General features: G+C 73.5%; 21 protein-coding genes, 1 tRNA gene and 1 pseudogene. 17 read left to right on the forward strand and 6 right to left on the reverse strand.

Features of this window, described 5'->3' with window-relative positions; translation table 11 throughout:
- The first annotated feature begins 171 nt into the window (after positions 1–171).
- From eno to ACGGZK_RS10090, 6 genes are all read left to right on the forward strand, one after another.
- The gene (gene eno, locus ACGGZK_RS10065) at positions 172–1,452 is read left to right on the forward strand and encodes a phosphopyruvate hydratase (protein WP_395242530.1); all 1,281 of its coding nucleotides are present in this window, start codon (positions 172–174) and stop codon (positions 1,450–1,452) included.
- 96 nt (positions 1,453–1,548) lie between these two features.
- Positions 1,549–2,172: a septum formation initiator family protein gene (locus tag ACGGZK_RS10070; RefSeq protein WP_395242531.1), complete on the forward strand. Its 624-nt coding sequence runs from the start codon at positions 1,549–1,551 to the stop codon at positions 2,170–2,172.
- On the forward strand, positions 2,169–2,690 hold the full coding sequence (locus ACGGZK_RS10075; RefSeq protein WP_395242532.1) for a DUF501 domain-containing protein: 522 nt from the start codon (positions 2,169–2,171) through the stop codon (positions 2,688–2,690). The genes ACGGZK_RS10070 and ACGGZK_RS10075 overlap by 4 nt, the downstream gene beginning before the upstream one ends.
- Complete coding sequence (locus ACGGZK_RS10080) at positions 2,687–3,976, forward strand: S8 family serine peptidase (RefSeq protein WP_395242533.1); 1,290 nt, start codon at positions 2,687–2,689, stop codon at positions 3,974–3,976. Before ACGGZK_RS10075 ends, ACGGZK_RS10080 begins: the two co-directional genes overlap by 4 nt.
- 35 nt (positions 3,977–4,011) lie before the next feature.
- Positions 4,012–5,415 carry an NAD(P)/FAD-dependent oxidoreductase gene (locus ACGGZK_RS10085; RefSeq protein ID WP_395242534.1) on the forward strand — a complete coding sequence of 468 codons (1,404 nt, stop codon included), beginning with the start codon at positions 4,012–4,014 and terminating at the stop codon, positions 5,413–5,415.
- Between the two features lie 147 nt (positions 5,416–5,562).
- Positions 5,563–5,639, forward strand: a tRNA-Leu gene (locus tag ACGGZK_RS10090).
- A gap of 174 nt (positions 5,640–5,813) precedes the next feature.
- Here the strand turns inward: ACGGZK_RS10090 and ACGGZK_RS10095 are convergent.
- The 3 genes and pseudogenes from ACGGZK_RS10095 to ACGGZK_RS10105 form a co-directional block, all read right to left on the reverse strand.
- A pseudogene (locus ACGGZK_RS10095) lies at positions 5,814–6,719 on the reverse strand (glycosyltransferase); the annotation flags it as partial.
- Positions 6,716–8,857, reverse strand: coding sequence for a glycogen debranching N-terminal domain-containing protein (locus ACGGZK_RS10100; protein ID WP_395242535.1), 2,142 nt, complete (start codon positions 8,855–8,857; stop codon positions 6,716–6,718). The pseudogene ACGGZK_RS10095 and the gene ACGGZK_RS10100, both read right to left, overlap by 4 nt.
- Before the next feature lie 123 nt (positions 8,858–8,980).
- Positions 8,981–9,331, reverse strand: coding sequence for a hypothetical protein (locus tag ACGGZK_RS10105; RefSeq protein WP_395242536.1), 351 nt, complete (start codon positions 9,329–9,331; stop codon positions 8,981–8,983).
- Positions 9,332–9,528: 197 nt separating this feature from the next.
- Between ACGGZK_RS10105 and ACGGZK_RS10110 the strand changes: the two genes are divergently transcribed.
- The 11 genes from ACGGZK_RS10110 (at position 9,529) to ACGGZK_RS10160 (ending at position 21,702) form a co-directional block, all read left to right on the forward strand.
- A complete protein-coding gene (locus ACGGZK_RS10110) occupies positions 9,529–10,476 on the forward strand; it encodes a helix-turn-helix transcriptional regulator (protein WP_395242537.1) in 948 nt (315 codons plus the stop codon).
- Between the two features lie 204 nt (positions 10,477–10,680).
- Positions 10,681–11,181 (forward strand): GNAT family N-acetyltransferase, encoded by a 501-nt coding sequence (locus ACGGZK_RS10115; protein ID WP_395242538.1) that lies wholly within the window; start codon positions 10,681–10,683, stop codon positions 11,179–11,181.
- On the forward strand, positions 11,178–12,350 hold the full coding sequence (locus ACGGZK_RS10120; RefSeq protein WP_395242539.1) for an amino acid ABC transporter permease: 1,173 nt from the start codon (positions 11,178–11,180) through the stop codon (positions 12,348–12,350). The genes ACGGZK_RS10115 and ACGGZK_RS10120 overlap by 4 nt, the downstream gene beginning before the upstream one ends.
- A complete protein-coding gene (locus ACGGZK_RS10125; protein ID WP_395242540.1) occupies positions 12,347–13,195 on the forward strand; it encodes an amino acid ABC transporter ATP-binding protein in 849 nt (282 codons plus the stop codon). The genes ACGGZK_RS10120 and ACGGZK_RS10125 overlap by 4 nt, the downstream gene beginning before the upstream one ends.
- Before the next feature lie 131 nt (positions 13,196–13,326).
- Entirely contained in the window at positions 13,327–14,346 is a 1,020-nt protein-coding gene (locus ACGGZK_RS10130) for a transporter substrate-binding domain-containing protein (protein ID WP_395242541.1), read from the forward strand.
- 91 nt (positions 14,347–14,437) lie between these two features.
- Positions 14,438–15,337, forward strand: coding sequence for a helix-turn-helix domain-containing protein (locus tag ACGGZK_RS10135; protein WP_395242542.1), 900 nt, complete (start codon positions 14,438–14,440; stop codon positions 15,335–15,337).
- A gap of 133 nt (positions 15,338–15,470) precedes the next feature.
- Positions 15,471–17,141, forward strand: a complete 1,671-nt coding sequence (locus ACGGZK_RS10140; protein WP_395242543.1) for an ABC transporter substrate-binding protein — start codon at positions 15,471–15,473, stop codon at positions 17,139–17,141.
- Positions 17,123–18,142: an ABC transporter permease gene (locus ACGGZK_RS10145; protein ID WP_395242544.1), complete on the forward strand. Its 1,020-nt coding sequence runs from the start codon at positions 17,123–17,125 to the stop codon at positions 18,140–18,142. Before ACGGZK_RS10140 ends, ACGGZK_RS10145 begins: the two co-directional genes overlap by 19 nt.
- Positions 18,139–18,999, forward strand: a complete 861-nt coding sequence (locus tag ACGGZK_RS10150; RefSeq protein ID WP_395242545.1) for an ABC transporter permease — start codon at positions 18,139–18,141, stop codon at positions 18,997–18,999. Before ACGGZK_RS10145 ends, ACGGZK_RS10150 begins: the two co-directional genes overlap by 4 nt.
- Entirely contained in the window at positions 18,996–20,588 is a 1,593-nt protein-coding gene (locus ACGGZK_RS10155) for an ABC transporter ATP-binding protein (RefSeq protein ID WP_395242546.1), read from the forward strand. The genes ACGGZK_RS10150 and ACGGZK_RS10155 overlap by 4 nt, the downstream gene beginning before the upstream one ends.
- A 40-nt stretch (positions 20,589–20,628) precedes the next feature.
- Positions 20,629–21,702, forward strand: coding sequence for an LLM class flavin-dependent oxidoreductase (locus ACGGZK_RS10160; RefSeq protein WP_395242547.1), 1,074 nt, complete (start codon positions 20,629–20,631; stop codon positions 21,700–21,702).
- Positions 21,703–21,760: 58 nt separating this feature from the next.
- Here the strand turns inward: ACGGZK_RS10160 and ACGGZK_RS10165 are convergent, their stop codons facing one another.
- From ACGGZK_RS10165 to ACGGZK_RS10175, 3 genes are read right to left on the reverse strand one after another with little or no spacing between them, the layout of a single operon-like run.
- Positions 21,761–22,870: an FAD-dependent oxidoreductase gene (locus ACGGZK_RS10165; RefSeq protein WP_395242548.1), complete on the reverse strand. Its 1,110-nt coding sequence runs from the start codon at positions 22,868–22,870 to the stop codon at positions 21,761–21,763.
- Positions 22,867–23,958, reverse strand: coding sequence for a GNAT family N-acetyltransferase (locus ACGGZK_RS10170; protein WP_395242549.1), 1,092 nt, complete (start codon positions 23,956–23,958; stop codon positions 22,867–22,869). Before ACGGZK_RS10170 ends, ACGGZK_RS10165 begins: the two co-directional genes overlap by 4 nt.
- On the reverse strand, positions 23,955–25,112 hold the full coding sequence (locus ACGGZK_RS10175) for an LLM class flavin-dependent oxidoreductase (RefSeq protein ID WP_395242550.1): 1,158 nt from the start codon (positions 25,110–25,112) through the stop codon (positions 23,955–23,957). Before ACGGZK_RS10175 ends, ACGGZK_RS10170 begins: the two co-directional genes overlap by 4 nt.
- Between the last annotated feature and the right edge of the window lies 1 nt (position 25,113).

Genomic DNA, 25,113 nt, shown 5'->3' on the forward strand with positions numbered 1-25,113 from the left:
GTCGGGGCCGGCGGCCGCCGGCCACACGGCGACCATAGGCCTCCGCCGGCACCGCCGGTAGGGGTTGACGCGAGCCGTCGCGGAACCCCGTCCGATGCCTGCCGTGGCTAGAATGGCGCGGGATCACGACGGCGTCTTCCTGAAACCACCCCACGCACAGAGGAGTTCACTGTGGCATTCATCGAAGCAGTCGGAGCTCGCGAGATCCTCGACTCTCGCGGCAACCCCACCGTCGAGGTCGAGGTGCTCCTCGACGACGGCTCGCTCTCCCGCGCCGCGGTGCCCTCGGGTGCCTCCACCGGCGCCTTCGAGGCGTACGAGCTGCGTGACGGCGACAAGTCGCGCTACCTCGGCAAGGGTGTCCAGAAGGCCGTCGACGCCGTCCTCGACGAGCTCGGCCCGGCCATCGAGGATCTCGACGCCAGCGACCAGCGCCTCGTCGACGCCGCCCTCATCGCGGCCGACGGCACCGAGAACAAGAGCCGCCTCGGCGCGAACGCCATCCTCGGCGTCAGCCTCGCCGTCGCGAAGGCGGCGGCCGAGTCGGCCGACCTGCCGCTCTTCCGCTACCTCGGCGGCCCGAACGCGCACGTGCTGCCCGTGCCCCTGTTCAACGTCATCAACGGCGGCGAGCACGCCGACAACGGCATCGACATGCAGGAGTTCTTCCTCGCGCCGATCGGCGCGGAGACCTACTCCGAGTCGCTCCGCTGGGGCGTCGAGACCTACCACGTGCTGCGCGGCGAGCTGAAGGCCGCCGGCTACGCGACCGGCCTCGGCGACGAGGGCGGCTTCGCCCCCGACCTGCCCAGCAACCGCGAGGGCCTCGACTTCCTGGTCAAGGCCATCGAGAAGGCCGGCTTCACCCCCGGCAAGGACATCGCCCTCGGCCTCGACGTCGCGGCGACCGAGTTCTTCAACGACGGCGTGTACCGCCTCGACCAGAAGGACTGGTCGGCCGACCAGCTCATCGAGTACTACGAGCAGCTCGTGCGCGACTTCCCGATCGTCACGATCGAGGACGCGCTCGCCGAGGACGACTGGGACAACTGGAAGTCGCTCACCGACGCGCTCGGCTCGAAGGTGCAGCTCGTCGGCGACGACCTGTTCGTCACCAACCCGCAGCGCCTCGCCGACGGCATCAAGCGCGGCGTCGCGAACTCGCTGCTCGTGAAGGTCAACCAGATCGGCACGCTCACCGAGACGCTCGACGCCGTCAGCCTCGCGCAGCGCTCCGGCTACACCGCGATGCTGTCGCACCGCTCCGGCGAGACCGAGGACACGACGATCGCCGACCTCGTGGTCGCGACGAACGCGGGTCAGATCAAGGCTGGCGCGCCCGCCCGCAGCGAGCGCGTCGCGAAGTACAATCAGCTCCTGAGGATCGAAGAGGAGCTCGGCGACGCCGCAGTGTTCGCGGGTCGCTCCGCGTTCCCCCGTTTCACGGCGTGACGTATCGACGGTGGCGGGGCGACGAGTCGCCCCGCCACCGTCGTATCCGGGGGAGGAGCCGTCACCCGGCGGCTCGGAGGCAGGCGAGGAGGAACGATGGCAGCTGACCGTCGCCCGACCCGCCCGACCGGCCCCTCCCGGCCGCAGGCGGCCTCTCCGGCCGAGGCGGAGTCCCGTCGCGCTCGCGCCGCACGCCGGCTCGCGGCCGCCCGGCAGGCCGCCGCGCTGCGCACCGGCTGGCTGAGCGGCATCCGCTTCTCGGGCTTCACCGTCATCATGATGGGCGTGCTCGTGGTCGGCGTCGTCGTGCTCGCGCCGACCATCGCCGCGTTCGCCGACCAGCGCCGCGAGATCGCCGAGCTGCGCGCCAAGGTCTCCGGGCAGGAGGCCGAGGTGCAGCAGCTGCGCGCCGAGCGCGAGCGGTGGGACGACGAGACGTTCATCATCACCCAGGCGCGCGAGCGCCTCTACTACGTCATGCCCGGCGAGGTCAGCTACCTCGTGCTCGACGATCGCACCGAGGCGGCCAAGGCCGCGACCGGCGAGGCGGTGTCCGCCGAGGTCACCGAGTCGAAGCCCGACTGGCTGCGCTCGATGCTGACCTCCGTGATGACCGTCGGGCTCGCGCCCGACCCGGCCGACCCCGCCCCGGCCGACCCGACCCAGCCCGACCCGACCCAGGCGCCCGGCGACCAGCCCGCCGCCGAGGAGGACCGATGACCCGACCGCCCTTCGACGAGGTCACCGAGCGGGACATCCGCATCGTCTCCGCGCAGCTCGGCCGCCCGGCGCGCGACGTCGTCGGCATCTCGGCGCGCTGCGTGTGCGGTGCGCCGACCGTGGTGTCGACGAGGCCGCGCCTGGCCGACGGCACGCCGTTCCCCACGTTCTACTACCTGAGCCACCCGGTCGCGACGGCGGCGATGAGCTTCCTCGAGGCCGCGCAGCTCATGGTCGAGTGCAACGAGCTGCTCGCGGCCGACGACGACGTCGCGGCCGGCTACGCGCGCGCCCACGTCGACTACCTCGCCGACCGCGAGCAGTTCGGCGAGGTCGCCGAGATCGCGGGCGTCTCGGCCGGCGGCATGCCGACGCGCGTGAAGTGCCTGCACGCGGTCGCCGCCCACGCCCTGGCCGCCGGTCCCGGCGCGAACCCCATCGGCGACCTCGCGCTCGCGCGGTCGGCGTGGACGCCCGAGGTGTGCCAATGCCCGGACTACGGGGTGGACCCCGAGTGAGCCGGCCGGCCGGCCCCGCCGGACGCATCCGCCGCGGTGCGCTCCGCGGGGCCGCCGTGCTCGTCGCCGCCGTCGCCCTGCTCGGCGTGGGCGTCGCGCCCGCCCGCGCCGACACCGTGCGCGACCTCGAGTACTGGCTGACCGAGTACGGCTTCACGACGGCCTGGAACACGTCGCGCGGCTCCGGCGTCAAGGTCGCCGTCATCGACACCGGCGTGAAGGGCTCGGTCGCCGAGCTGCAGGGCGTGGTGGTCGGCGGCACGGATGTCTCGGGCATCGGCAGTCCCGACGGGCAGACGCCGGTGGGCGACGAGAGCCAGCACGGCACGCTCGTGGCCTCCCTGCTCGCCGGACGCGGTACGGGGCCGGGCAGCGGCGTCATCGGCGTCGCCCCGGAGGCGCAGCTGCTCGCCGCATCGGTCGCCTTCGGCGAGGACACCGGATCGGCGATCTCGAACGACGACCAGATCGCCGCAGCGGTGAAGTGGTCGGTCGACGCGGGCGCGAAGGTCATCAACATGTCGCTGACCCGCAACACCCGGGACTGGCCCGAGAGCTGGGACGACGCGTTCCTCTACGCGTTCGAGCACGACGTGGTGATCGTCGCCGCCGCAGGCAACCGGGGGAGCGGGACGACCGAGGTGGGCGCTCCCGCGACGATCCCCGGCGTGCTCACCGTCGCCGGCGTCGACAAGGACAAGAACGCGTCGTTCGACGCGAGCTCGCAGGGCATCAGCATCGCCGTCGCAGCGCCGTCGGAGGAGCTCGTCGGGGTCATGCCCGACGGCAGCCACGTGGTCTGGGGCGGCACGAGCGGTGCCGCGCCGCTGGTGTCGGGCCTCGTCGCACTGGTGCGGGCCGAGTACCCCGACCTCGACGCGAACAACGTCATCAACCGGGTCATCAAGACGGCCGACCCCAACGGCCAGCAGGTGCCGAGCCCGCTGTACGGCTACGGCCTGATCGACCCCGTGCGCGCGCTGACGGCCGACGTCCCCAGCGTCGACGCGAACCCGCTCGGCAGCCTCGAGGAGTGGATCGTGCTGCACCGCCGCGCGGAGGCGGAGACGCCCGACCCCGAGGCGACCCAGCAGCCCATCGTGCCGAATGCCGACCCCCCGCTGCCACGTGCCGACAGCGCCCAGACGCTCCTGCCGACGCCGTGGACGCTGGCCTACATCACGGTGCCGCTCTCGCTCACAGCTGGATTTGGTACGCTTGCAGCGCTATTGGGCATCGGAGCTTCAAGGCACATCAGGCGAACCGGACGTTCCTCCGAGCGGTGAGTTCGCACCCCCCGAGTCGAGGAGAGAGTCTCAGCGTGCCCAAGATCCTGATCGTCGGTGGCGGCTATGCGGGTTTCTACACCGCATGGAAGCTCGAGAAGTGGCTGCGCGCCGGTGAGGCCGAGGTCACCATCGTCGACCCGCTCCCGTACATGACGTACCAGCCGTTCCTGCCCGAGGTGGCCGCCGGCTCGATCGAGCCGCGCCACTCGGTCGTCGCGCAGCGCCGTCACCTGAAGAAGACCAACGTCATCACCGCCAAGGTGACCGGCATCGACCACGCGTCGAAGACCGCGACCATCACGCCCGAGCTGGGCGAGCCGTGGGAGTTCGAGTACGACGTCGTCGTGGTCACGGGCGGCGCCGTCTCGCGCACCTTCCCGATCCCCGGCGTCGCCGACCAGGCGATCGGCCTGAAGACGATCGAGGAGGCCGTCGCGATCCGCGACCGCGTCCTCACGAACTTCGACAAGGCCGCGGCCCTCCCGGCCGGCCCCGAGCGCGAGCGCCTGCTCACGTTCGTCGTCGTCGGCGGCGGCTTCGCCGGCATCGAGGTGTTCGCCGAGCTCCGCTCGTTCGCCAGCTCGCTGCTGAAGTACTACCCGCAGCTCACCTTCGAGGAGACCCACTTCCACCTCATCGAGGCGATGGGCCGCATCATGCCCGAGGTCTCGCTCGAGACCAGCCACTGGGTGCTCAAGCACCTCGCCCAGCGCGGCGCCGAGGTCCACCTCGACACCCAGCTGAAGAGCGCGGTCGACGGCGTCGTCGAGCTGTCGACGGGTGAGAGCTTCGAGTCCGACCTGATCGTCTGGACCGCCGGCGTCATGGCGAACCCGGGCATCGTCCGCACCAGCGACCTCCCGGTCGAGGAGCGCGGCCGGATCCAGGCCCGCGCCGACCTCCGCGTCGGTGACGAGGACGAGTTCGTGGCCGACGCCTGGGCCGCCGGCGACATCGCCGCGGTGCCCGACCTCACGGGCGGCGGCGTCGGCGGCTACTGCGTGCCGAACGCCCAGCACGCGGTGCGCCAGGGCAAGCTGCTCGCGAAGAACATCGTGGCGGTGCTGCGCGGCGAGGAGCCGAAGGAGTACGTCCACAAGAACCTCGGTGCCGTGGCCGGCCTCGGCATCGGCTCGGGCGTGTTCCAGTCGGGCAAGCTCGCGCTGAAGGGCGTCATCGCCTGGTTCGCGCACCGCGGCTACCACGGCCTCGCCATCCCGACGTGGGAGCGCAAGTTCCGCGTGTTCTGGGGCTGGTGGAACAACTTCTGGCTCGGCCGCGACATCGTGTCCCTCGCCGCGACCCAGACGCCGCGCGCGCAGTTCGAGGCGTTCGCCTCGCGCCCGAAGCCGGCCGTCGAGGCCGCTCCGGCGCCCGCCGCCGAGCCGGCGAAGGCCGCGAAGAAGTCGGCCAAGGAGCCGGTCGCGGCCGGCTGAGCCGCCGCGTCGCGCACACGACCGTCGAAGGGGGTCGCATCCATCCGATGCGGCCCCCTTCGCCCGTCCGGCGCCATGACGGCGACCGGGGTCGGGCCGCCGCGGGCGGTGCGTCCCTCCGGGCCGTGGGCGATAGCGTGGACGTGCGCTCCCGTAGCCCAATCGGCAGAGGCAGGCGACTTAAACTCGCAGCAGTCCGGGTTCGAATCCCGGCGGGAGCACCACCTCGCTCGCTCCAGGGTGATCGCGGCCGGCCGCGACGCGCCGGCGCGCTCGGGCCCGCGCTTCCGGCCGACGAGGTCGGCGAAGAACGCGGCGTAGTCGGCGGCCATCCGGGCGTCCGCGAAGCGGGTCTCCGCGGCCCGGCGGCACGCCGAGCGGTCGAGGTCCGCGGCGTCCACGAGGGCGCGGGCGAGGGCGGCGGGCTCCGCGGCCACGTACCCGGTCCGGCCCTGGTCCACGATCTCGGGCACCGAGCCTCGCGGCGTGGCGACGACCGGGGTGCCGGTGGCCAGGGCCTCGATCATCACCAGGCCGAACGGCTCGTCCCACTGGATCGGGTTCAGCAGCGCGCACGAGCCGCCCATGAGCTCCAGCTTCTCCTCGCTGTCCAGTTCGCCGACGTACTCGGCGTTGCGGCCGAGCGCCGGCCGCACCACCTCGGCGAAGTACTCCTCCTCGGCGGGTTCCTGCATCTTCGCGGCGATGCGCAGCGGGATGCCGGCGAGCTCCGCCGCCCGGATCGCCTGCGGGATGCCCTTCGTCGGATGCATCCGCCCGACGAAGCAGGCAGTGTCGCCGCCGCGCCCGACCGGCACGTCGTCGACGCGGATGCCGTGGTGGATGACCCGGGCGATGGGCACCGGCCCCGCGAGCGCGGCCTGCCGGTGCGAGATGGCGACGAACGCGACCTCGTCGGCCGCCGCGAGGTACAGCTCCTGTTCGAGCGGGATGAGCGGGCCGTGCGCGACCGTCGCCACCGGCACGGTCGCCGCGGTCTTCGCGATGATCGGGCCGGCGAGCGTGTTGTCGAGGATGACGTCGACGTCGGCCTCGCCCAGCCCGGCGAAGGCGCGCAGCAGGTGGCGCAGCTCGTGCGCGGTGACCCCCATGGTGGCGGGGTCGGAGGGCTCCAACCCGGCGAGCCGAGGCACCGGCGAGGTGCTGTCGTCGGAGGCGGCGAGCACGACGTCGTGCCCCGCGTCCTGCAGGGCACGGGCGAGCGTGTCGATGAACGACTCGATGCCGCCGTACGCCTTCGGCGGGATCGGGATCCAGGGGGGCGCGATGATGCCGATTCTCATGAGGGTTCCCTTCGGGTGGGCACTCCGGCCGCCGGGCGCGGCTCGTGGTGCAGGGTGACGCCGGCGGGCAGGCCGGTGACGGAGGTGCCGATGCTCGAGGTGTCGAGCGCGATGCGGGTGCCGGCGAACGGCACGTTCCGGAGGTGGATGTCGCCGAGCACGTCCGCGGAGGTCGGCGCGATCCAGACGTCGCCGGTCGGCAGCGACGGGTCGAACCGCAGGATGGTCCGCAGCAGCGACAGCGGGGTGGCGGCGGCCCAGGCCTGCGGCGAGCAGGAGGCCGGGTAGGCGACCGGCTCGGGATAGTCGTCGCGCGCGAAGCCGCAGAACAGTTCGGGCAGCCGGCCGCCCACGTGCGAGGCCGCGTCGAACAGGCCCGTGACGATGCGGTTCGCCTCGTCGACGAAGCCGTAGCGCATGAGCCCGGCGGCGATGATCGCGTTGTCGTGGGGCCAGACGGAGCCGTTGTGGTAGCTCGCGGGGTTGTACGCGCCCATGTCGGTGGCGAGCGTCCGCACGCCCCAGCCCGAGAACAGCTCGGGTGAGAGCAGGTGGGCGGCGACCTGGGCGGCCTTGTCGTCGTCGACGATGCCGCTCCACAGGCAGTGGCCCATGTTCGACGCGCACGCGTCGACGGGTCGCTTGTCGCGGTCGAGCGCGAGGGCGAAGTAGCCGCGGTCGGGCAGCCAGAACGCCTCGTTGAACGCCTGCTTCAGGTCGGCCGCGCGGCGGTCCCACACCGCAGCGGATGCCTCGTCGCCGCGCATGCGGGCGAGCAGGGCGCGCGCGACGAACGCCGAGTACACGTACCCCTGCACCTCGCACAGCGCGATCGGGGCGACGGCCAGGGTGCCGTCGGCGAAGGTGATGCCGTCCCACGAGTCCTTCCAGCCCTGATTCACGAGCCCGTGGTCGTTGAGCCGGGCGTACTCGACGAACCCGTCGCCGTCGCGGTCGCCGTAGCGGTCGATCCACTCGAGCGCGCGGTCGGCGGCGTCGATCAGTCCGTCGGCGTCCTGGGGCAGCCCGCCCCAGCGTGCGAGCTCGCCCAGCACGGTGACGAACAGCGGGGTCGCGTCGGCGGTGCCGTAGTAGACCGAGCCGCCGCCGAGGGCGAGGTTCGTGGTGGCGCCCAGGCGCACCTCGTGCAGGATCCGCCCGCGCTGCTCCTCGGAGGCCGCGTCCTCGCGCGTGCCCTGCAGGCTCGCGAGGGTCTGCAGGGTCCCGAGCGCGAGCGACGGGTCGAGCGCCAGCGACATGTACGAGGTCAGCAGCGAGTCGCGGCCGAACAACGCCATGAACCACGGCACCCCGGCCGCGACCACGGGCCGGTCGAGGTGGGCGGGATCGAAGATGCGCAGCGCGCCGAGGTCGCGCCGGCTCTGGCGGATGACCCGCTCCACGGTGCCGTCCTCGAGCGTCGACACCGGGGAGTCGGACTGCCAGGCCAGGAACCGGCGTTCGGGCTCCGGGTCCGCCGCGTCGACGTGGGGCGCGGCATCCGAGCCGACGGCGTACTCGGGCACCACGCGCAGCGTGCGGGACAGCGTGCCGCGCGGGGGGAGCACGACCTCGAGTCCGAGTCGGTCGCCGCGGAAGGCGGTGCCGTCGGACGCGAGGAGCAGGTGGCACCTGCCGTCGCCCTCGTCTCCTGCGGGGCCGAGGCGGTACCGCCCGGACTCCTCCTCGAGCACGGGGTGCGGGTGTCGGCCGACGCGACCTTCCTTGACCTCGAAGATGTCGGCGAAGTCGGCCTCGAACACGACCTCGAGGCGCACCGGCATCGGGTCGCGCGAGTAGCTGCGCAACGTGATCGTCTCGACGAGGTCGGTGCCGATACGCCGATCCCGCTCGACGGTGAGGGGGGTGTCGGCGCGGCCGGGCACGTGACCGGCGCGGCCGACGAACACGGCGCGGAACGGTTCGGGCGACAGCGACGAGAGGGGCTCCACGGGGGAGCCGTCGACGAGGAGGGTGAGCCGGGAGACGACGCGGGTGTCGCGGAAGAACGCGCCCTGCGGCAGGTCGGGTACGACGTCGCCGTTCGGCCCGGAGACGCAGAAGGACGTGCCTTCCACGATCGTCACGGCGCCCGGCCCCGCCGTATTCGCGAGCGTGTCCGCGTTCCAGCCCGTCATCGTCCACCGCCTTCCCGGTCGGCCCGGGAGGCGCTCCGCTCAGGGCCCCGGGTCCGACCGAGGTCACGGTAAGCCGCCCCGGCGCTCGCCGGGAGGGGATTGACGACGGCGTTCGACGCGTGCTCAGGCGGCCGGCGGCCGCGAAGCGACCGGCAGATGGGCTGTGGGGATCCGCGTGCCCGCGCGGTCGAGGACCGCGGAAGTGAGCGACAGCCCGCCCTGGCTGTTGGCGGCCATCATGAGGCGATCGAGCCACACCTTGTCGCGAGCGATACGCGCGCCGGTGTCGAACTCGGCACGGACGAAGGTGACCGGTGTCACGAACACGCGCTGCTCCTGCCCGTACTCGTCCGACCAGGTGAGCACGACCGGCTCGTGGCGCCGAAGCTTGGCGATCATCACAGTGAAGACGTGGTCGAGCAGCTCGTCCTCGACGCTGACGGCGCCCACGCCCTCCAGATGCAGTGCACCCATGTCATCGTCTCCGATCCTCACAAGGATCGTTGGCTCACCCCCGGGATCGGGTGCGGTATCCGAACAGCCCCTCTGCGGCGACGGTATCCCCGTTTCCCGGCGTCGCCCCCGAATGAGGGACAGTTGGTGCGATTTGCGAACACCGGAGTGCGGAATCCGGATCATGGATCTCAGGGGACCGCGGAGAGGAGGTCGTCGTGGCCGGGATCCACCTGCGCTTCACGACGATCGACGTCGACGCCGCCGAGGCGCAGCTCCGGCTCGCCTACCCATCCGTCCGGTTCGGACGCCGGCCCGGCGACGAGCCGTTCATCATGGAGCAGCGCTTCGACGGCGACCACGCGTTCAACCTGACCCGCATGCACTTCGCACTCCCCTCGACCGCGACCGTGGACGATACCGGCGGGATGCTGGTGCTCCGTACGCGCGAGCGTCCGCTGGAGGTGACCAGTGGACGCCGTGCGGTCGTCACCGAGCGCCCCGTCGTGCTCGCGCCTGAGGGGCCCGTCACCTCCTCCTGGCAGCGCAGCGACGTCGACGCGCTGCTGGTGCCGATGGACGTGTACCGCCGGTTCGTCTCGCGGCGGGTGCGCTCCGACGGCGGCCCGGCGTACGGCCACCTCGTCCAGGCTCCGTCGCCGGAGCTCGCCGCCCGCTGGGACCGGTTCCTCGACTACCTCGCCGACGGCTTCTTCCGTACGGACGCGTTCGACAACGACCTCATCCGGGCGACGACCGAGGAGCTGTGCGTGACCATGATGCTCGCCTCGTTCTTCCCCGACGGCGCGCACCGGCCGGTCGACGGCCGAGGGGCGATGCCCGACAGCGTGCACCGGGCGCTGGCGTACATCGACGACCATGCGCCGGAACCCATCACGATCGGCGACATCGCCGACGCGGGGCGTCTCTCGACGCGGGGGTTGCAGGCCGCATTCCGCCGGCACCTCGACACGACGCCGCTCGAGCGGCTGCGCGCGGTGCGGTTGAACGGAGCGCGTCGCGCGCTCCTCGACCCGGCAGACGATGTGACGGTGGCCTCCGTGGCCGCTGCGTGGGGATTCACGCACCAGGGCCGATTCGCGGGCGGGTACCGGGAGCTGTTCGGCGAGACGCCGAGCCGAACGCTGATCCGCGCACGCTCCTGACGCCGGGTGGTCATGCGAGGTCACCGGACGTCACGAGGGAATACCCCTCCGACGACTCGCGAGCACATGCGGCGACACGCCATGACGAATTCTCTCTTCGCGTGAAGTGCCCGATTGCAGGCCCCGCGAACGCCTCCATATCGTCGGTCCGACCACCGCGGCGACCCGCCCGCGGCGGCCACACCGACCTGAGAGGAGCACGCGATGCCTGCACTCGACGTGCGGTTCGTCGACCCCGACGACGCCCTCGCCAAGCCGCTCATCGCCGACCTCGCCCGCGAGTACGACGAGCGCTACGGCGACATCTTCGGCGAACCCGCGAGCGCCGAGCTCGAGCGCTACCCGACGGCCGAGTTCGCACCGCCGTTCGGCGCGTTCGTCGTGCTCCTCGACGCCGGCGAACCCGTCTCGGGCGGCGCGTTCAAGCGCTACGACCAGACGACCGCCGAGCTGAAGCGCATCTGGACGCGCGCCGACCGGCGGGGCGAGGGCCTCGCCCGGATCGTGGTCGCCGAGCTCGAGGCCGAGGCCCTTCGCCGCGGCTACACCGACGTCTACCTGACCACCGGGCCGCGCCAGCCCGAGGCGGTGCGGCTGTACCTGGCCCTCGGCTACACGCCGCAGTTCGACCCCGCCCACTACGGCGAGGTGCTCGACGCGCACGCGTTCACGAAGTCGCTCGTGACCGAGGGGGTTCCGGCGTGAGCCGGGCGGCAGGCGCCGACGTGGTCGCTTCCGCCGAAGCCGCGGCGGTCGCTGGACAGGTCGCGAGCCCGACGGCAGCGGCCGCCGCCGCGACCGGCCCGGAAGCCAGCCCGGAACGCCCCGCCGCCGGCGGCGTTCCGCCGGCGCCCGGCGCCGACGCGCCGCACGGCACGAAGGTCGTCCCGGTCAAGCACTGGGGCCGCTGGGTCGCCTCGGTGCTCGTCGCGTTCGTGATCCTGCAGTTCCTCTGGTCGCTCGCCTCGAACCCGAAGTGGCAGTGGGACGTCTTCGCCGAGTACTTCCTGGCGCCCTCGGTGCTCCAGTCGCTCGTGCTCACGCTGCAGCTCACCGTCATCTCCGGCGTCATCGGGTTCGCCCTCGGCGCGGTGCTCGCGGTGTTCCGCCTGTCGAAGTCGCCGCTGCTGAACGCCGCGGCGTGGTGGTACATCTGGTTCTTCCGGTCCGTGCCGCTCGTCGTGCAGATCCTCGTCTGGTACAACCTCGGCTACCTCTACCCGACGCTCGGGCTCGGCACCCCGTTCACGACCGACTTCTGGCTCGTCGAGTTCCCGACCACGACGCTGCTCAGCGCCTTCGCGGCGGCGACGATCGGCCTGTCGCTGCACCAGGCGGCGTACTCGGCCGAGATCATCCGGGCCGGCATCCTCTCGGTCGACCAGGGCCAGCTCGAGGCGGCCGCGGCGCTCGGCCTGCCCCGACGCATCCGCTTCTTCCGCGTGACGCTGCCGCAGGCGGCGCGCGCGATCGTGCCGAACGCGTTCAATGAGATCATCGGCCTCGTGAAGGGCACCTCGGTGGTGTTCATCGTCGCGCTGCCTGAGCTGTTCTACACCGTCCAGGTGATCTACAACCGCAACCAGCGGGTCATCCCGCTGCTGCTCGTCGCGGTCGTCTGGTACGCGATCATCACGACGGTCCTGTCGATCGCCCAGTACTACGTCGAGCGCCGCTTCGCGCGCGGCGCGCTGCGCGAGCTGCCGCCGACGCCGCTCCAGCGGTCGCGCCGGTGGATCGCGGAGCAGTGGCGTCGCCTGGGCGACGACGGCCCGTCGGATGCCCCGCCCGGGCCCTCGGGCCCGCCCCGACCCGTCGTCGCGGGTGCGTCGAGCCGCCAGTCCGACCAGACCCGAACCGGAGGTGCCGCATGAGCGCCCAGACCAGCGTCCAGGCGGCCGCGCCGACCCTCGCCCCGTCGTTCGACGAGCAGTTCGTGCCCACGCGGCGGACCGCCACCGTCGGCCGCGTCGAGATCACCGACGTCTCGAAGTCGTACGGACCGCACACCGTGCTGCGCGACGTGTCGCTCGCCATCGAGCCAGGGGAGGTCGTCGTACTCATCGGCCCGTCGGGCTCGGGCAAGTCGACCCTGCTGCGCACGATCAACCACCTCGAGACCGTCGACCGCGGCTCGATCACGGTCGACGGCCAGTACATCGGGTACGAGCTGAAGGGCGACCGGCTGCACGAGCTGCGCGAGGCCGAGATCCTGCGCCGCCGCACCCAGGTCGGGCTGGTGTTCCAGAACTTCAACCTCTTCCCGCACCTCACCGCCCTCGAGAACATCGTCGAGGCGCCCATCGCGCTCCGCCGCCAGGGCAGGGCCGAGGCGCGCGAGCTCGCGAAGGCCCTGCTCGCCCGCGTCGGCCTCGCCGACAAGGCCGACCACTACCCGCGCCAGCTCTCCGGCGGCCAGCAGCAGCGCGTCGCCATCGCGCGCGCGCTCGCCCTCTCGCCGAAGGTGCTGCTCTTCGACGAGCCGACCAGCGCGCTCGACCCGGAGCTCGTCGGCGAGGTGCTCGACGTCATCCGCGGCCTCGCCCGCGACGGCACCACGCTCGTGGTCGTCACCCACGAGATCGGCTTCGCCCGCGAGGTCGCCGACCGCGTCGTCTTCCTCGACCACGGCGAGATCGTCGAGCAGGGCACGCCCGCGCAGGTGCTGCTCAACCCGAAGCAGCCGCGCACCAGAGACTTCCTCGCGAAGGTGCTCTAGCACCGGCGCACCACACGCTCGCGAGGAGCGTACCCGGCGCCGCACCGCCATGCGGCACCGGGTGATCCGAGACACCGACCCGGTGCTCGGACACGAACACATCGACGCAACACACCACAGGAGAGTCCCTCATGGCAATCAACAAGAAGCAGGTCGGGGTGATCGTCGCGGGCGTCGCGGCACTCGCCCTCGTCGGCGGCGGCATCTGGTGGGCCGTCGGCTCATCGGGCGACTCGGCCGCGGCCGACAGCGAGGCATCCGGCACCGAGGAGCAGGTCGCAGCAGCCACGCAGTTCGACCTCACCTCGCAGAACGCGGCGGACCGACCCACGATCGAGCCCGTCGCGGCCGCCGTGGAGGCCCTCGAGGCCAGCGGCTTCCAGCCGATCGAGGCCGGCAAGCTGACCGTGGCGATCTCGCCGTTCGCCGCGCCGCTCGGCGTGCTCGCGTCCGACGACGACGCCACCGTCATCGGCACCGAGGCGGACTTCGGCTCGCTCATCGCCGACGGCCTCGGCCTCGAGTACAACCCCGTCGCCGTGAACTGGGCCGACTGGCCCCTCGGCATCCAGTCGGGCAAGTACGACCTCATCGCCTCCAACGTGACCGTCACCGAGGAGCGCAAGGACCTCTACGACTTCGCGAGCTACCGCGAGGACCTGCTCGGCTTCTACGTCCGCGCCGACAGCGACATCGCGAAGATCGACGGGGCAGCGGACATCTCGGGCCTGAAGATCGTCGTCGGCTCGGGCACGAACCAGGAGAAGATCCTCCTCGCCTGGAACGAGGAGCTCGAGGCCGACGGCGAGAAGCCGGCCGAACTCCTCTACTTCGACGACCAGGCCGCGGGCGACCTCGCCCTCACGTCCGGCCGCGCCGACGCGAGCTTCGGCCCGAACGCGACCGCCGCGTACAAGGCTGCGACGACCGGCGAGACCAAGCTCGTCGGCACCCTGAACGGCGGCTGGCCCGAGACCGCGCCGATCGCCGCCGGCACCGCCAAGGGCAACGGCCTCATCGAGCCCGTGCAGCTCGTGCTCCAGTCGATCATCGACGACGGCACCTACGCCGAGGTGCTCGAGCGCTGGGCGCTCACCTCGGAGGCCGTCGAGACCTCCGAGATCAACCCGCCGGGCCTGCCGCGCCCGTAGGGCACGTCACGACCCGTGCGCAGGCGGATGCCTCGCGGCCGACCCGGCCGTGGGGCATCCGCCGTCGGCGTCCCAGGAACGGAAGGACCCCATGACCCTCACCGCCACCGACCGCATCTCGCCCGAGGCCCGGGCGCTCGGCGAGTTCCTCAGGGCCCACCGGGAGCACACCCCGCCCGAGCGCGTCGGGCTGCCGACGACGTCGCGCCGCCGCACGCCCGGGCTCCGCCGCGAGGAGGTCGCGACCGTCGCCGGCGTCGGCGTCGCCTGGTACACCTGGCTCGAACAGGGGCGCGTCAGCGCCTCGCGCCAGGTGCTCGCCTCGATCGGGCGCGCCCTCCAACTGTCCGACGGGGCGTTCGACTACCTGCTGTCGCTCGGCGGCTACGCCACCCCGGCGACCCCGCCCAGGACCGAGGCGGATGCCGCTGCGCTCGCGTTCATCGTCGAGGACTGGCAGCACGGACCCGCCTTCGCCGTCGACGGCTGGTTCGACCTGCTCGCCTGGAACCGCGCCTTCACGGGACTCTGGGGCGACCCGCTCGGCCTGCCGGTCGACGAGCGGAACCTCGTCCTGCTGCTGGCCGACCCCCGGCGCTCCGAGGCGCTGCTCGGGGCGGAGCGGCTCGACGTGCTCCGCCGCCACCTCGGGCATTTCCGCTCGCAGACCGCCGTGCACCAGGGGCATCCTCGCCTCCGACGGCTCTACGCGACGCTGCACGAGGTCGCGCCCGACCTGGCCGACTGGTGGGTCTGCCAGAGCATGGACGTGCTGACCGACCACGACGTGACCTATCGCGTCGGCGGAGACTCCGCGACCGCCTGGCAGTCGGCCCTGCGACTCGGCGGCGGCGAGCTCGTCGTCCTGCAGCGCGGCCGGACGCCGCGCGACCGGGCGCTGCTCACCGGCCGGGCGACCGGCGGGCCGCGCGACGTCGTGCCGTACCGGGACCGCATCCGGACCGCTCCGCAGCTCGTCGAGGCCTCCTGATCGGGTGGCACGGCGGCCGGGCGCACGCGCCCAGCCTGTGACCGCGGATCACCGTATGAACCGGGAACTGGCTGCCCCGGAGCACCCGCCGAAGACTGGGACCTCGTACGCGCCCCCGTTCGAGAGGACCCCCATGCCCGCTCCATCCGCCCGCCCGCCCGGGCGAATCGTCCGCCGCGCCGCCGCCGTCGCGCTCGCCGCCGCGTGCGCCCTCGCCGCGACCTCGTGCGCGACGCCGACCGAGGGCGCCGCCGCCGGCGGCGACCCCGTCGACGGCGGCTCGCTCGCCATCGGCCTCGGCACCGTCATCGACTGCTTCGACCCCCAGGTCAGCCCTGCCGGCATCACCGCCGCCGTCCTGCGGAACGTCTACGACTCGCTCGTCGCACAGAACCCCGACGGCAGCTTCTCGCCGTGGCTCGCCTCGTCGTGGGAGGTCTCCGACGACGGGTTGACCTACACCTTCGAGCTCCGCGACGACGTGACGTTCCACGACGGCACTCCGTTCGACGCCGAGGCCGTGAAGGCCAACCTCGACCGCATCGTCGATCCCGCCACGGCATCGCAGTACGCGGGCGCCCTCATCGCCCCGTACCGCGAGACCGAGATCCTCGACGACCACGCGGTCGCCGTGCACCTCGACTCGCCCTACAGCCCGTTCCTCTCCGCGGTCGCGAGCACCAACCTCGGCTTCCACTCGCCCGCCTCCATCGCGGAGTACGGCGACGACCTCTGCCAGGGCGGTCCGGCGCAGGTCGGCACCGGGCCGTTCGAGTTCGCCTCCGTGCAGGACGGCGAGGGCTTCCGCTTCACCCGCAACGACGCCTACGACTGGGCGCCCGACGGGGCCGCCCACGACGGGCCGGCGCACCTCGCCGAGGTCGACTACCGGTTCCTCACCGAGAGCTCGGTGCGCCTCGGCGCGCTGACCAGCGGAGAGGTCGGCTTCATCGACCAGGTCGCGACCACCGACCTCGCGACGGTCGAGGCGACGCCCGGCATCGTGCTGGAGAGCGCCGACCCGACCGGCATCCCGTACACCTACTTCCTGAACACCTCGCACCCGCCCTTCGACGACGAACGCGCCCGACGGGCCATCCAGGAGGGCGTCGACTTCGACGCGATCACCGAGGCGATCTTCCAGGGCGCGTACGCGCCAGCGACCGCCCCGCTCAACCCGGCGACGTTCGCCGCGCACCCGGACCTCGGCGACGCCTGGGACTACGACCCCGATGGCGCAGCCGACCTGCTCGCCGAACTCGGCTACACCGAGCGCGACGCCGACGGCTACCTCGAGAAGGACGGCGAGCGGCTCAGCATCGAGTTGATCTACGACCCGACCTACCAGCGGCCCGAGCGCATCACGTACGACACCGCCGTGCAGGAGGCGCTCCGAACGCTCGGCATCGAGCTCGTCATCACGCCGATCGGCGACGGCACCTACATCGACGTGCGCAACACCGGCGCCTACGACGTGGTCGCCTTCGCCTGGTCGGGCGCCGACCCCGACGTGCTGCGCACCATCTACGGCTCCGACCAGCAACTCGCCGACGGCGGCGGGAACGGCTCGCACGCGACCGACCCGGAGCTCGACGCGCTGCTGGCCGACGGCATCCTCGAGACCGACCCGGCGGCCCGTGAGCCGATCTACCGGTCGGCGCAGGAGCTGATCATCGATCGCGTGTACGGGATCCCCGCCTACGGCGCTCCCGTGCTCACCGCCCACGCCGACGGCGTGCAGGGCCTCTCGTACGGCACCGCCGTGCTGCCCGGCCTCTACGACGCATGGACACCGCTCGACTGACGAGCGCCGGCCGCCTCCTCGCATGGGGCGGCCGGCGCCTCGCCGGGCTCGTCGCCGTCGCGTGGGCGGCGGCCACCCTCTCCTTCCTCGCGCTCGAACTGCTGCCCGGTGACCCGGTCGACGCGCTGCTCGGACCGAACGTCGGCGCGACCCCGCAACTCCGGGCGACCATCCGCGAGCAGCTCGGGCTCGACGAACCGCTGCCCGTCAGGTACCTCGGATTCCTCGCGCGGCTGGCGGTGCTCGACCTCGGCCGTTCGTATCGGCTCGGCCGGCCCGTGGCCGACGTGATCGGCGAGAAGCTCCCGCCGACGCTCGAGCTGGCCGCAGGCGCCTCGGTCGTGGTGGCGGTGCTCGCCCTCGTGCTGACGATCGCGGGCGGCGCCGCGCGGCCGGCCGGGCGCCGGGTCGTCTCGACCATCGCACTCGTCGGCAGCTCGACGCCCGCGTTCTGGGTCGGCCTGCTGCTGCTCAGCGTCTTCTCGTTCCAGCTCCGCCTCCTGCCGGCCACCGGGTCGGGGTCGCCCTCGGCGCTCGTGCTGCCGGCGATCACCCTCGGGCTGCCCATCGGCTGCGTGCTCGGCCAGGTGATGCTCCGGTCGCTCGAGGACGCGGAGCGCCGCCCGTTCTGGCTGAGCGTCCGAGCGCGCGGACGGTCGCGGTTCGGCGCGGTCGCCCGGCACGGCCTGCGTCACGCCGCCATCCCGGCGACCACCCTCGCCGGGTGGGCGGTCGCGGGCTTCGTCGGCGGCGCCGTGCTCGTCGAGACGGTGTTCGCCCGCGCCGGGCTCGGCCGGGCGCTCGTCGATGCCGTCGTGACGCGCGACGTGCCCGTCATCACCGGCATCGTCCTGGTCTCGGCCATCGCGTTCGCCGTCGCGACCACGGCCGTCGAGGCGCTCGCCCCGATCGTCGACCCGCGGCTGCGCCGTGACCGCGACGGCGGGCGTCGCCGACCGGACGGCCGGCCCCTCGCACCAGCCCAGGAGGTGACCGCGTGACCGCCGTGACCGCCGGGATCGACCGAGCGCGCGCCGGTGCGCTCGTTCCCGCGACGCGGATCGGCACCGTCACGGCGGTGGCCGTGCTCGGCGTCTTCCTCGTCGCCGCGGTCGCGCCCGGCGTGTTCACCCCCGTCGATCCGGCCCGCACGGACCTCGCCGCCGTGCTCCGACCCCCGAGCGCGACGCACGTGCTCGGCACCGACGAGCTCGGTCGCGACCTGCTCGCCCGCCTCGTGCACGGCACCGGTCCGTCCCTCGCCATCGGCGTGGGGGCGACGATCGTCGGCCTCCTGCTCGGGCTCGTCGTCGCGGGGGCGGCGCTCCTCGGCCCGCGGTGGCTCGACGACCTCCTCATGCGCGTCACCGACGTCGGCCTGGCCTTCCCCGAGATCCTGCTGGCGCTGCTCGTGATCGCCGTCCTCGGTCCCGGCCCGGTCAATGCGGCCGTCGCGATCGGGGTCGGATCGGCGCCCGGGTTCGCCCGGCTGCTTCGGGCGCGGGCTCGCGTCGTGCAGACGTCGTTGTTCGTCGAGGCCGCGACGGGGTTCGGGGTGCGTCCCGTGGTCGCGACCCTCCGGCACGTCGTGCCGAACGCGGTCGGCCCGGTCGTGGTGCTCGCCACGATCAGCGCCGGCACGAACATCATCATCGCGGCCGGCCTCAGCTTCCTCGGGTTCGGCGCGGCCCCGCCCGCGGCGGAATGGGGGCTCACGCTCGCGCAGGGCCGGAACGTCATCGGCGCGGCGTGGTGGGTCGCCCTGTTCCCGGGCCTGGCGATCACGGTCGTCGTGCTCGCGGTGACCGCCGTCGGCCGGGCACTCGAACGACGGCTCGGCGGGGAGGTGGAGCGGTGAGCGACCTGGCCCGACTCAGGATGCCCGGCCGGCCGCGAGTCCACGCGACCGGCACGGTCCACGCGACCGGCGTAGCCCACGCGACCGGCGCGGCCCACCGGGCCGGCCCGGGCCTGGTCGTCCGCGACCTGCGCGTGCGATACGGCGGCGCGGCCGTGGACGCGGTCTCCGACGTCTCGCTGGCGGTCGCCGCGGGCGAGTGCCTGGCCGTGGTCGGGGCATCCGGCTCGGGCAAGTCGACGCTCGCGAAGGCCGTGCTCGGCCTGCTGGAGGCGGACGCGACCGTGACCGCCGCCGAGCATCGGCTCGCCGGCCTCGACGTCCGGGCCATCCGCGAACGCGACTGGAACCGGGTCAGGGGTCGCCTCGCCGGCTTCGTCCTGCAGGACGCCCTCAGCTCGCTCGACCCGTTGCGGCCGATCGGGCTGGAGATCGTGGATTCGGCCCGGGCCCACGGCCGGGTCGCCCGTCGCGACCGGGTCGCCCTCGCGACGCGACTGCTCGGCGCCGCGCACGCGGGCGAACTCGCGACGAGGCTCGGTGACCGACCCCACGAACTGTCGGGCGGGCAGCGCCAGCGGGCGCTCATCGCGTCGGCCCTCGCGGCGGACCCGCCCGTGCTCGTCGCAGACGAGCCGAGCGCATCGCTCGACCTGGCGGCCCGCGACGGCGTCCTCCGGCTCCTCGCTGAGCGGCGGGATGCCGGCGGCGCGGTCCTCCTCATCACCCACGACCTCGCGGCCGTCCAGGCGATCGCCGACCGGGTGGTCGTGATGGATGCCGGGCGCATCGTGGAGTCCGGCTCGGCCGGCGACCTGCTCCTGGCGCCCGGGCATCCGGCGACGGCGGCACTGGCCGACGCGGTGCGGCCGGTCCGCCGGCGCGCGGCACCTCCCGTTCCCGGCCCGAAGGTGCTCGAATTCGACGGCGTCTCGTTCGCGCACCCCGGCGGCGCGGCCGGGGTCGTCGACCTCGCCTTCTCGATCGCGGCCGGCGAGGCGGTCGGCATCGTCGGGCCGTCGGGTGCGGGCAAAAGCACGATCGCCCGGCTCGCACTCGGGTACGCCGAACCCGACGCGGGCGCGGTGCGCCTGCTGGGCGGTGCGTGGTCGGGGCTACCGGAATCGGCGCGCCGGCCCCGCCGGAGCCGCATCCAGCTCGTGCACCAGGACACGGTCGACCCGTTCGACCCGCGGTGGACCGTGCGCCGGCTCCTCGACGAGGCGTCGGCCGCGGCCGGCGCGCCGCGGGCCGACCGGGCGGGCCGTCGCGACGACCTGCTGGGCCGGGTCGGACTGCCGCCCGGCCTGGCGGATCGCCGGCCGTCGCAGCTCTCGGGCGGCCAGCGGCAGCGGCTCGCCCTCGCCCGAGCGCTGGCGACCGAGCCCGACGTCCTCGTCTGCGACGAGGCCGTCTCGGCCCTGGACTCCGTCAACCGGGCGGCGATCCTGCGCCTCCTGGACCGCCTCCGGCGGGAGACCGGCGTGGCGATCCTGTTCATCTCGCACGACCCGGCGGCGGTCGAGGCGCTCTGCTCCCGGGTCCTCGAGGTCCGGTCGGGGCGGATCGTCCCGTCGTCGGTCGGATGACCGCACCATTCCCCCTGAATCACGAAATGAGGATCGCCCCATGCCCATCGAACTCGTCGGCGGCGTGCTCTCCGCTCCGGTCGTCGGAGACGACCTGGCCGAGCGCCGCGCCCGCAACTTCACCCCCGACCCGCGAGCACGCGAGGTCGAGCCGGCGCACATCGCCTGGCAGGCCCGGCTCGATGAGGCCGACGGCTACGACCGCGCACTCGTGCACCTGTACAGCGCGTGGGCCGATCCCGCCCTCGTCGGCGCCTGGGCGGCGGCGGCGACCGAGCGCATCGGCATCACGTTCGCGCACCGGCCGGGCGTCACGGAGCCGACTGTCGCGGCACGCCAGTTCGCCACGCTCGACCGCCTGTCGGGCGGCCGGGCGGGCGCGCACATCGTGATCGGGTCGTCCGACGAGGACGTCCGCCGCGACGGCGACCGGCTCGGCAAGCGCGAGCGCTACCGGCGGGCGGGGGAGTACCTCGAGGTGTTCACCCGGGCGCTCGTCAGCGAGGAGCCGTTCGACCACGAAGGCGAGTTCTACCGGGTCGAGGACGCGTGGACCGGCTTCCGCCCGGCCGCGGCCCCCCGCCCGCCGATCTCCGTCGGGGGGTCGTCACCGGAGGCGAAGGCGTTGGCCGCCCGATACGCCGACGTGTACGCGGGCACCTATCCGACGCCGGAGGCGGCGGCCGCGGTCGTCGCCGAGGTCGACGGGCTGGCTGCCGCGCACGGCCGCCGGCTCGGCTACTGGAAGCAGTTCTTCGTGCACGTCGCCGACACCGATCGGGAAGCCGTCGACGGTGCGGCCGAGCTCCGTGCCCGGGCGCACGAGGTCGTCGCCGGCACGCCGGCGGAGGTGCTCGCGGCCTCGGCGCAGTTCGCGCGAGCGCGGGAGCGCGACCTGGCGTCGGAGCACGACCTGCGCGCCGCCGGCGCCGCATACGTCGACCGGGTGTTCGACGGGCTGCTGGTGGGGTCGGTCGGCCGCGTCGCCGAGGCCGTCGACGCCTACCGGCGGGTGGGGGTCGAGACGCTGCACGTGGTCGGGCTCATCGAGTCGGAGGAGGATCGCCGGGTGCGGCGGAGCCTCGTCGAGGAGGTGCGCCGGCAGGCGGCGTGACCGCTCGGACCCCGGGGAGCGCGGGTGGGCCGGGTGCGTGCGACCCGGCCCATCCGGATCAGACCCGGGCGAACCGCCCCAGCCGGAACACCTCCGGTGCCGCGCGCCCCTCGGCGAGATCGGCGAGCACGCGCCCGATCGCGGGCGTGAACTTGAACCCGTGCCCCGAGAACCCCGCGCCCACCACGACCGGGCCGACCGCGTCGAGGAGGAACACCGAGTCGGGCGTCGTCGTGTACGTGCAGCTGATCGCGACCGCCCGGTCGGCGTCGGCGCCGGGGATCCACTCGCGCACGTACCGGCGGAGCGCGGCGAGCTGCACCGGCTCGGCGGCGTAGTCGCGCGCGTCGGGGTCGATCACGGGGCCGACGCCGTGCCAGCCCGCCTTCACGCCCTCGCCGGGCGTCTCCATGCCGTAGACCCCCGAGTACCACCAGTCGTCGCCGGGTCCCGGCCGGTGGTTGAACCCGGGCCACTCGAACGACGCGTCGAGCACGGCGAAATGCGCGGGCTGCTCTTGCGTGACCACCAGCGGCGGCAGCGGCACGATGCCGCCGAGGAGCTTCGCGGTCCAGGCGCCGGCGGCCACGACGACGCGCCGGGCGGTCATGGGCCCGTCGTCGGTGGTCACCTCGACGAGGTCGTCGTCGAGCACGCGGATGCCCCGCACCGGCGTCTCGTGGCGGATCTCCGCGCCCCGCGCGGCGGCGGCCTGCTGCAGGGCGCGCACCGAGGCATCCGCGTGGAGCCGCCCGGCGCTCGGGGTGTGCAGCACCCGCGTGGTGAAGCGCAGCCCCGGCCAGCGGCGCGCCGCCTCCTCGGGTGGCAGGAACGCGCTGGGGATGCCTGCGGCGCCGAGCGCCGCGTGCACCTCATCGAGCCGCGGGTGGTCGCCGTGGTTGACGATGCCGACCCGGTCGAGCAGCCGCGCGCCGGTCTCGTGCTCCAGCTCGCGCCAGCGCAGCTCCGCCTCGACGAGGAGGGCGACGTGGGCGGGCTCGGCGTACGCGACGTTGAAGTTGCGGGATGCCCCGTGCGAGGCGCCGTGCACGTGGCCGGGTGCGAACCGCTCGAGCAGGGTCACCTGCCGGCCGCGGCTCGCGAGCTCCCAGGCCGCGGCCGAGCCCATCGCCCCGCCGCCGACCACGACGACGTCGAGGTCGGTCACGAGGCGAGCGCGATCGGCTCGCGGGGCACGTCGATGCTGAAGGCGAGCAGCCGGAACCGGCGGCCGCCGTCGTCGATCTCGCGCTCGCGTTCGTGCAGCCTGGCGAAGCCGAGGCGCTCGTAGAGACGGTGCGCCCCGGTCATCTGCGGTCCGCTGTTCATCACGACCCGGTCGAGGCCGCGCAGGCGCGCCAACTCGATGACATGCCCGGTGAGCACTGCGCCGATGCCGCGGCCGCGCGCGGCCGGGTCGACCCCGAGGAGCCGGAAGTCGAGCTCGCCCGGTTCGGCGAGCGGCGAGATGGTCGCATCGCGCCGCGGCGTCGCCACGGTGCCGAGCAGCCGTCCGGTCGCGGCGTCGAGTGCGACCCACACCTGGTGGTCGCGGGCGCGTTCGCCGACGGCGAGGATCGAGGCGCGGTACTCGGCCGACAGGTCGTAGTCGTGCTCGTACGCGCGGAGCGAGAGCGCGGCGGCCTCCTCGACCTCCGCGTCGCGGACGAGGCGGACGACCACGTCGGCGCGCTGCCGGATCGGCAGGCGATAGGCGACGTGCTCGATGCCACCGGTGGTTGAGCCGGTCGAACCCGCATCGGTGGTTGAGCCTGTCGAAACCACAGCATCGGCGCCCGCGAACCGCCGGTAGCCCAACCGCTCGTACAGCCGCTGCGCCGCGGTGTTCCGGCTTCCCGTGTCGAGCACGACGGCCCTCGCGCCCCACGCGTGCGCCTCCTCCTGCGCGGCGAGCGCGAGCCGCCGGCCGAGCCCGGCGCCCTGCACGGCCGGCTCGACGGCCAGGAGCCGGAGCTCGGCCTCGTCGCCGGTCGCGAGCCGCGCCTGCGGCGTGCCCGCGCGCACCAGGCTGACGGTGCCGACGAGTCGGCCGTCGACCTCCGCGACGAGCACCGTGCCCGAGGCATCCCGGCCGGCGACGTCGCGCACGAACGCGCGCCGCTCGGGGCTCACCGCGAGGTGGCCGTACGCGCCGGCGGCGAACGCCCGCTCGGTGAGGTCGGCGACCGCCGGCGACTCGTCGGCGCGGGCCGGCCGGATCCCCGCGCGGACGCCGACCAAGGGCGATGCCGTCATCGGGCCGCCGCCGTGGTCGCGGGCCGGGCGGCATGGCCGGTGGCCTCGACGGCGGCTGCGGCATCCGGCTGCGCGCCGCCGGCGAACGCGGGGCGATCGGCGTAGGGGTCGCCCGGCCCCCACAGCGTGGTGGGGAACTCGCGCCGCAGGGCCGGGAACACCTCGCCGGCCAGCCGCTCGAGCTGTTCGTGCTGCTGCTCGATCGGCAGCGTCGTCGGCAGGCTCACCGACTGCACGTCGTGGCCGAGCGCCTCGTGAAAGCGCCCGATCTTGTCGACGACCTGCTGCGGGCTGCCGACGAGGGCCGGGCCCTCGGCGATGGCGTGGTCGATGTCGCGGAACGGCGAGTTGTTGCCCGGCACGTTCGTCGCGGCGACGAGCGCCTCGTAGACCGGGCCGTAGAGCCGCTTCGCCTCCTGCGTGGTGTCGGCGATGAACAGCGCGCCGGCTCCGGCACCCACGTACGCGAAGCGCGGGTCGTGTCCGTGCCGGGCGACCTCGTCGCGGTAGTGGCGCACGAGCACCGCGTAGTTCCGCAGCGGCTGGATCGCGTTCGCCGAGAACAGCGGGTCGCCCCACCTCGCAGCCAGCGCCGCAGATGCCAGCGTCGTCGCCGACCCGTGCCACACGCGGGGCGCGCCGGCGTACGGGCGGGGCAGGGTCGTCGTGCCGCGCTGCGCGCGCGTGTACGGCGTGGCGTCCCAGTCGACCTCGGTCTCGCGCCAGAGGCGGCGGAGCAGCGCGTACTTGTCGGCGAGCAGCTCCCACTGGTCGTCGATCTCCAGGCCGAACAGCGGGAACTGGGCGACCTCGTTGCCCTTGCCGATCGTGAGCTCGAGACGCCCGCGCGAGAGCTGGTCGATGGTGGCGTAGTCCTCGGCGACCCGCACGGGGTCGAGCACGGACAGCACGGTGACGCCCGAGTTGAGCCGGATCGCCGAGGTCGACGCGGCGATCGCGCCGAGCAGCACCGTCGGCGACGACGAGAGGAACCGGCCGGAGTGACGCTCGCCGACGGAGAACGCGTCGAAGCCGAGGCGCTCGGCCCGGCGGGCGAGCTCGACGACCTGGTCGAGCCGCTCGGCCGGGCTCACGAGCCGCCCGGTGACGGGGTTCTCGACGTACGGGACGATGTCGAGGAGCTGGAACCGCATG

This window comes from Agromyces sp. MMS24-K17 (assembly GCF_043950245.1).
In the GTDB taxonomy this organism is placed as follows: Bacteria; Actinomycetota; Actinomycetes; order Actinomycetales; family Microbacteriaceae; genus Agromyces.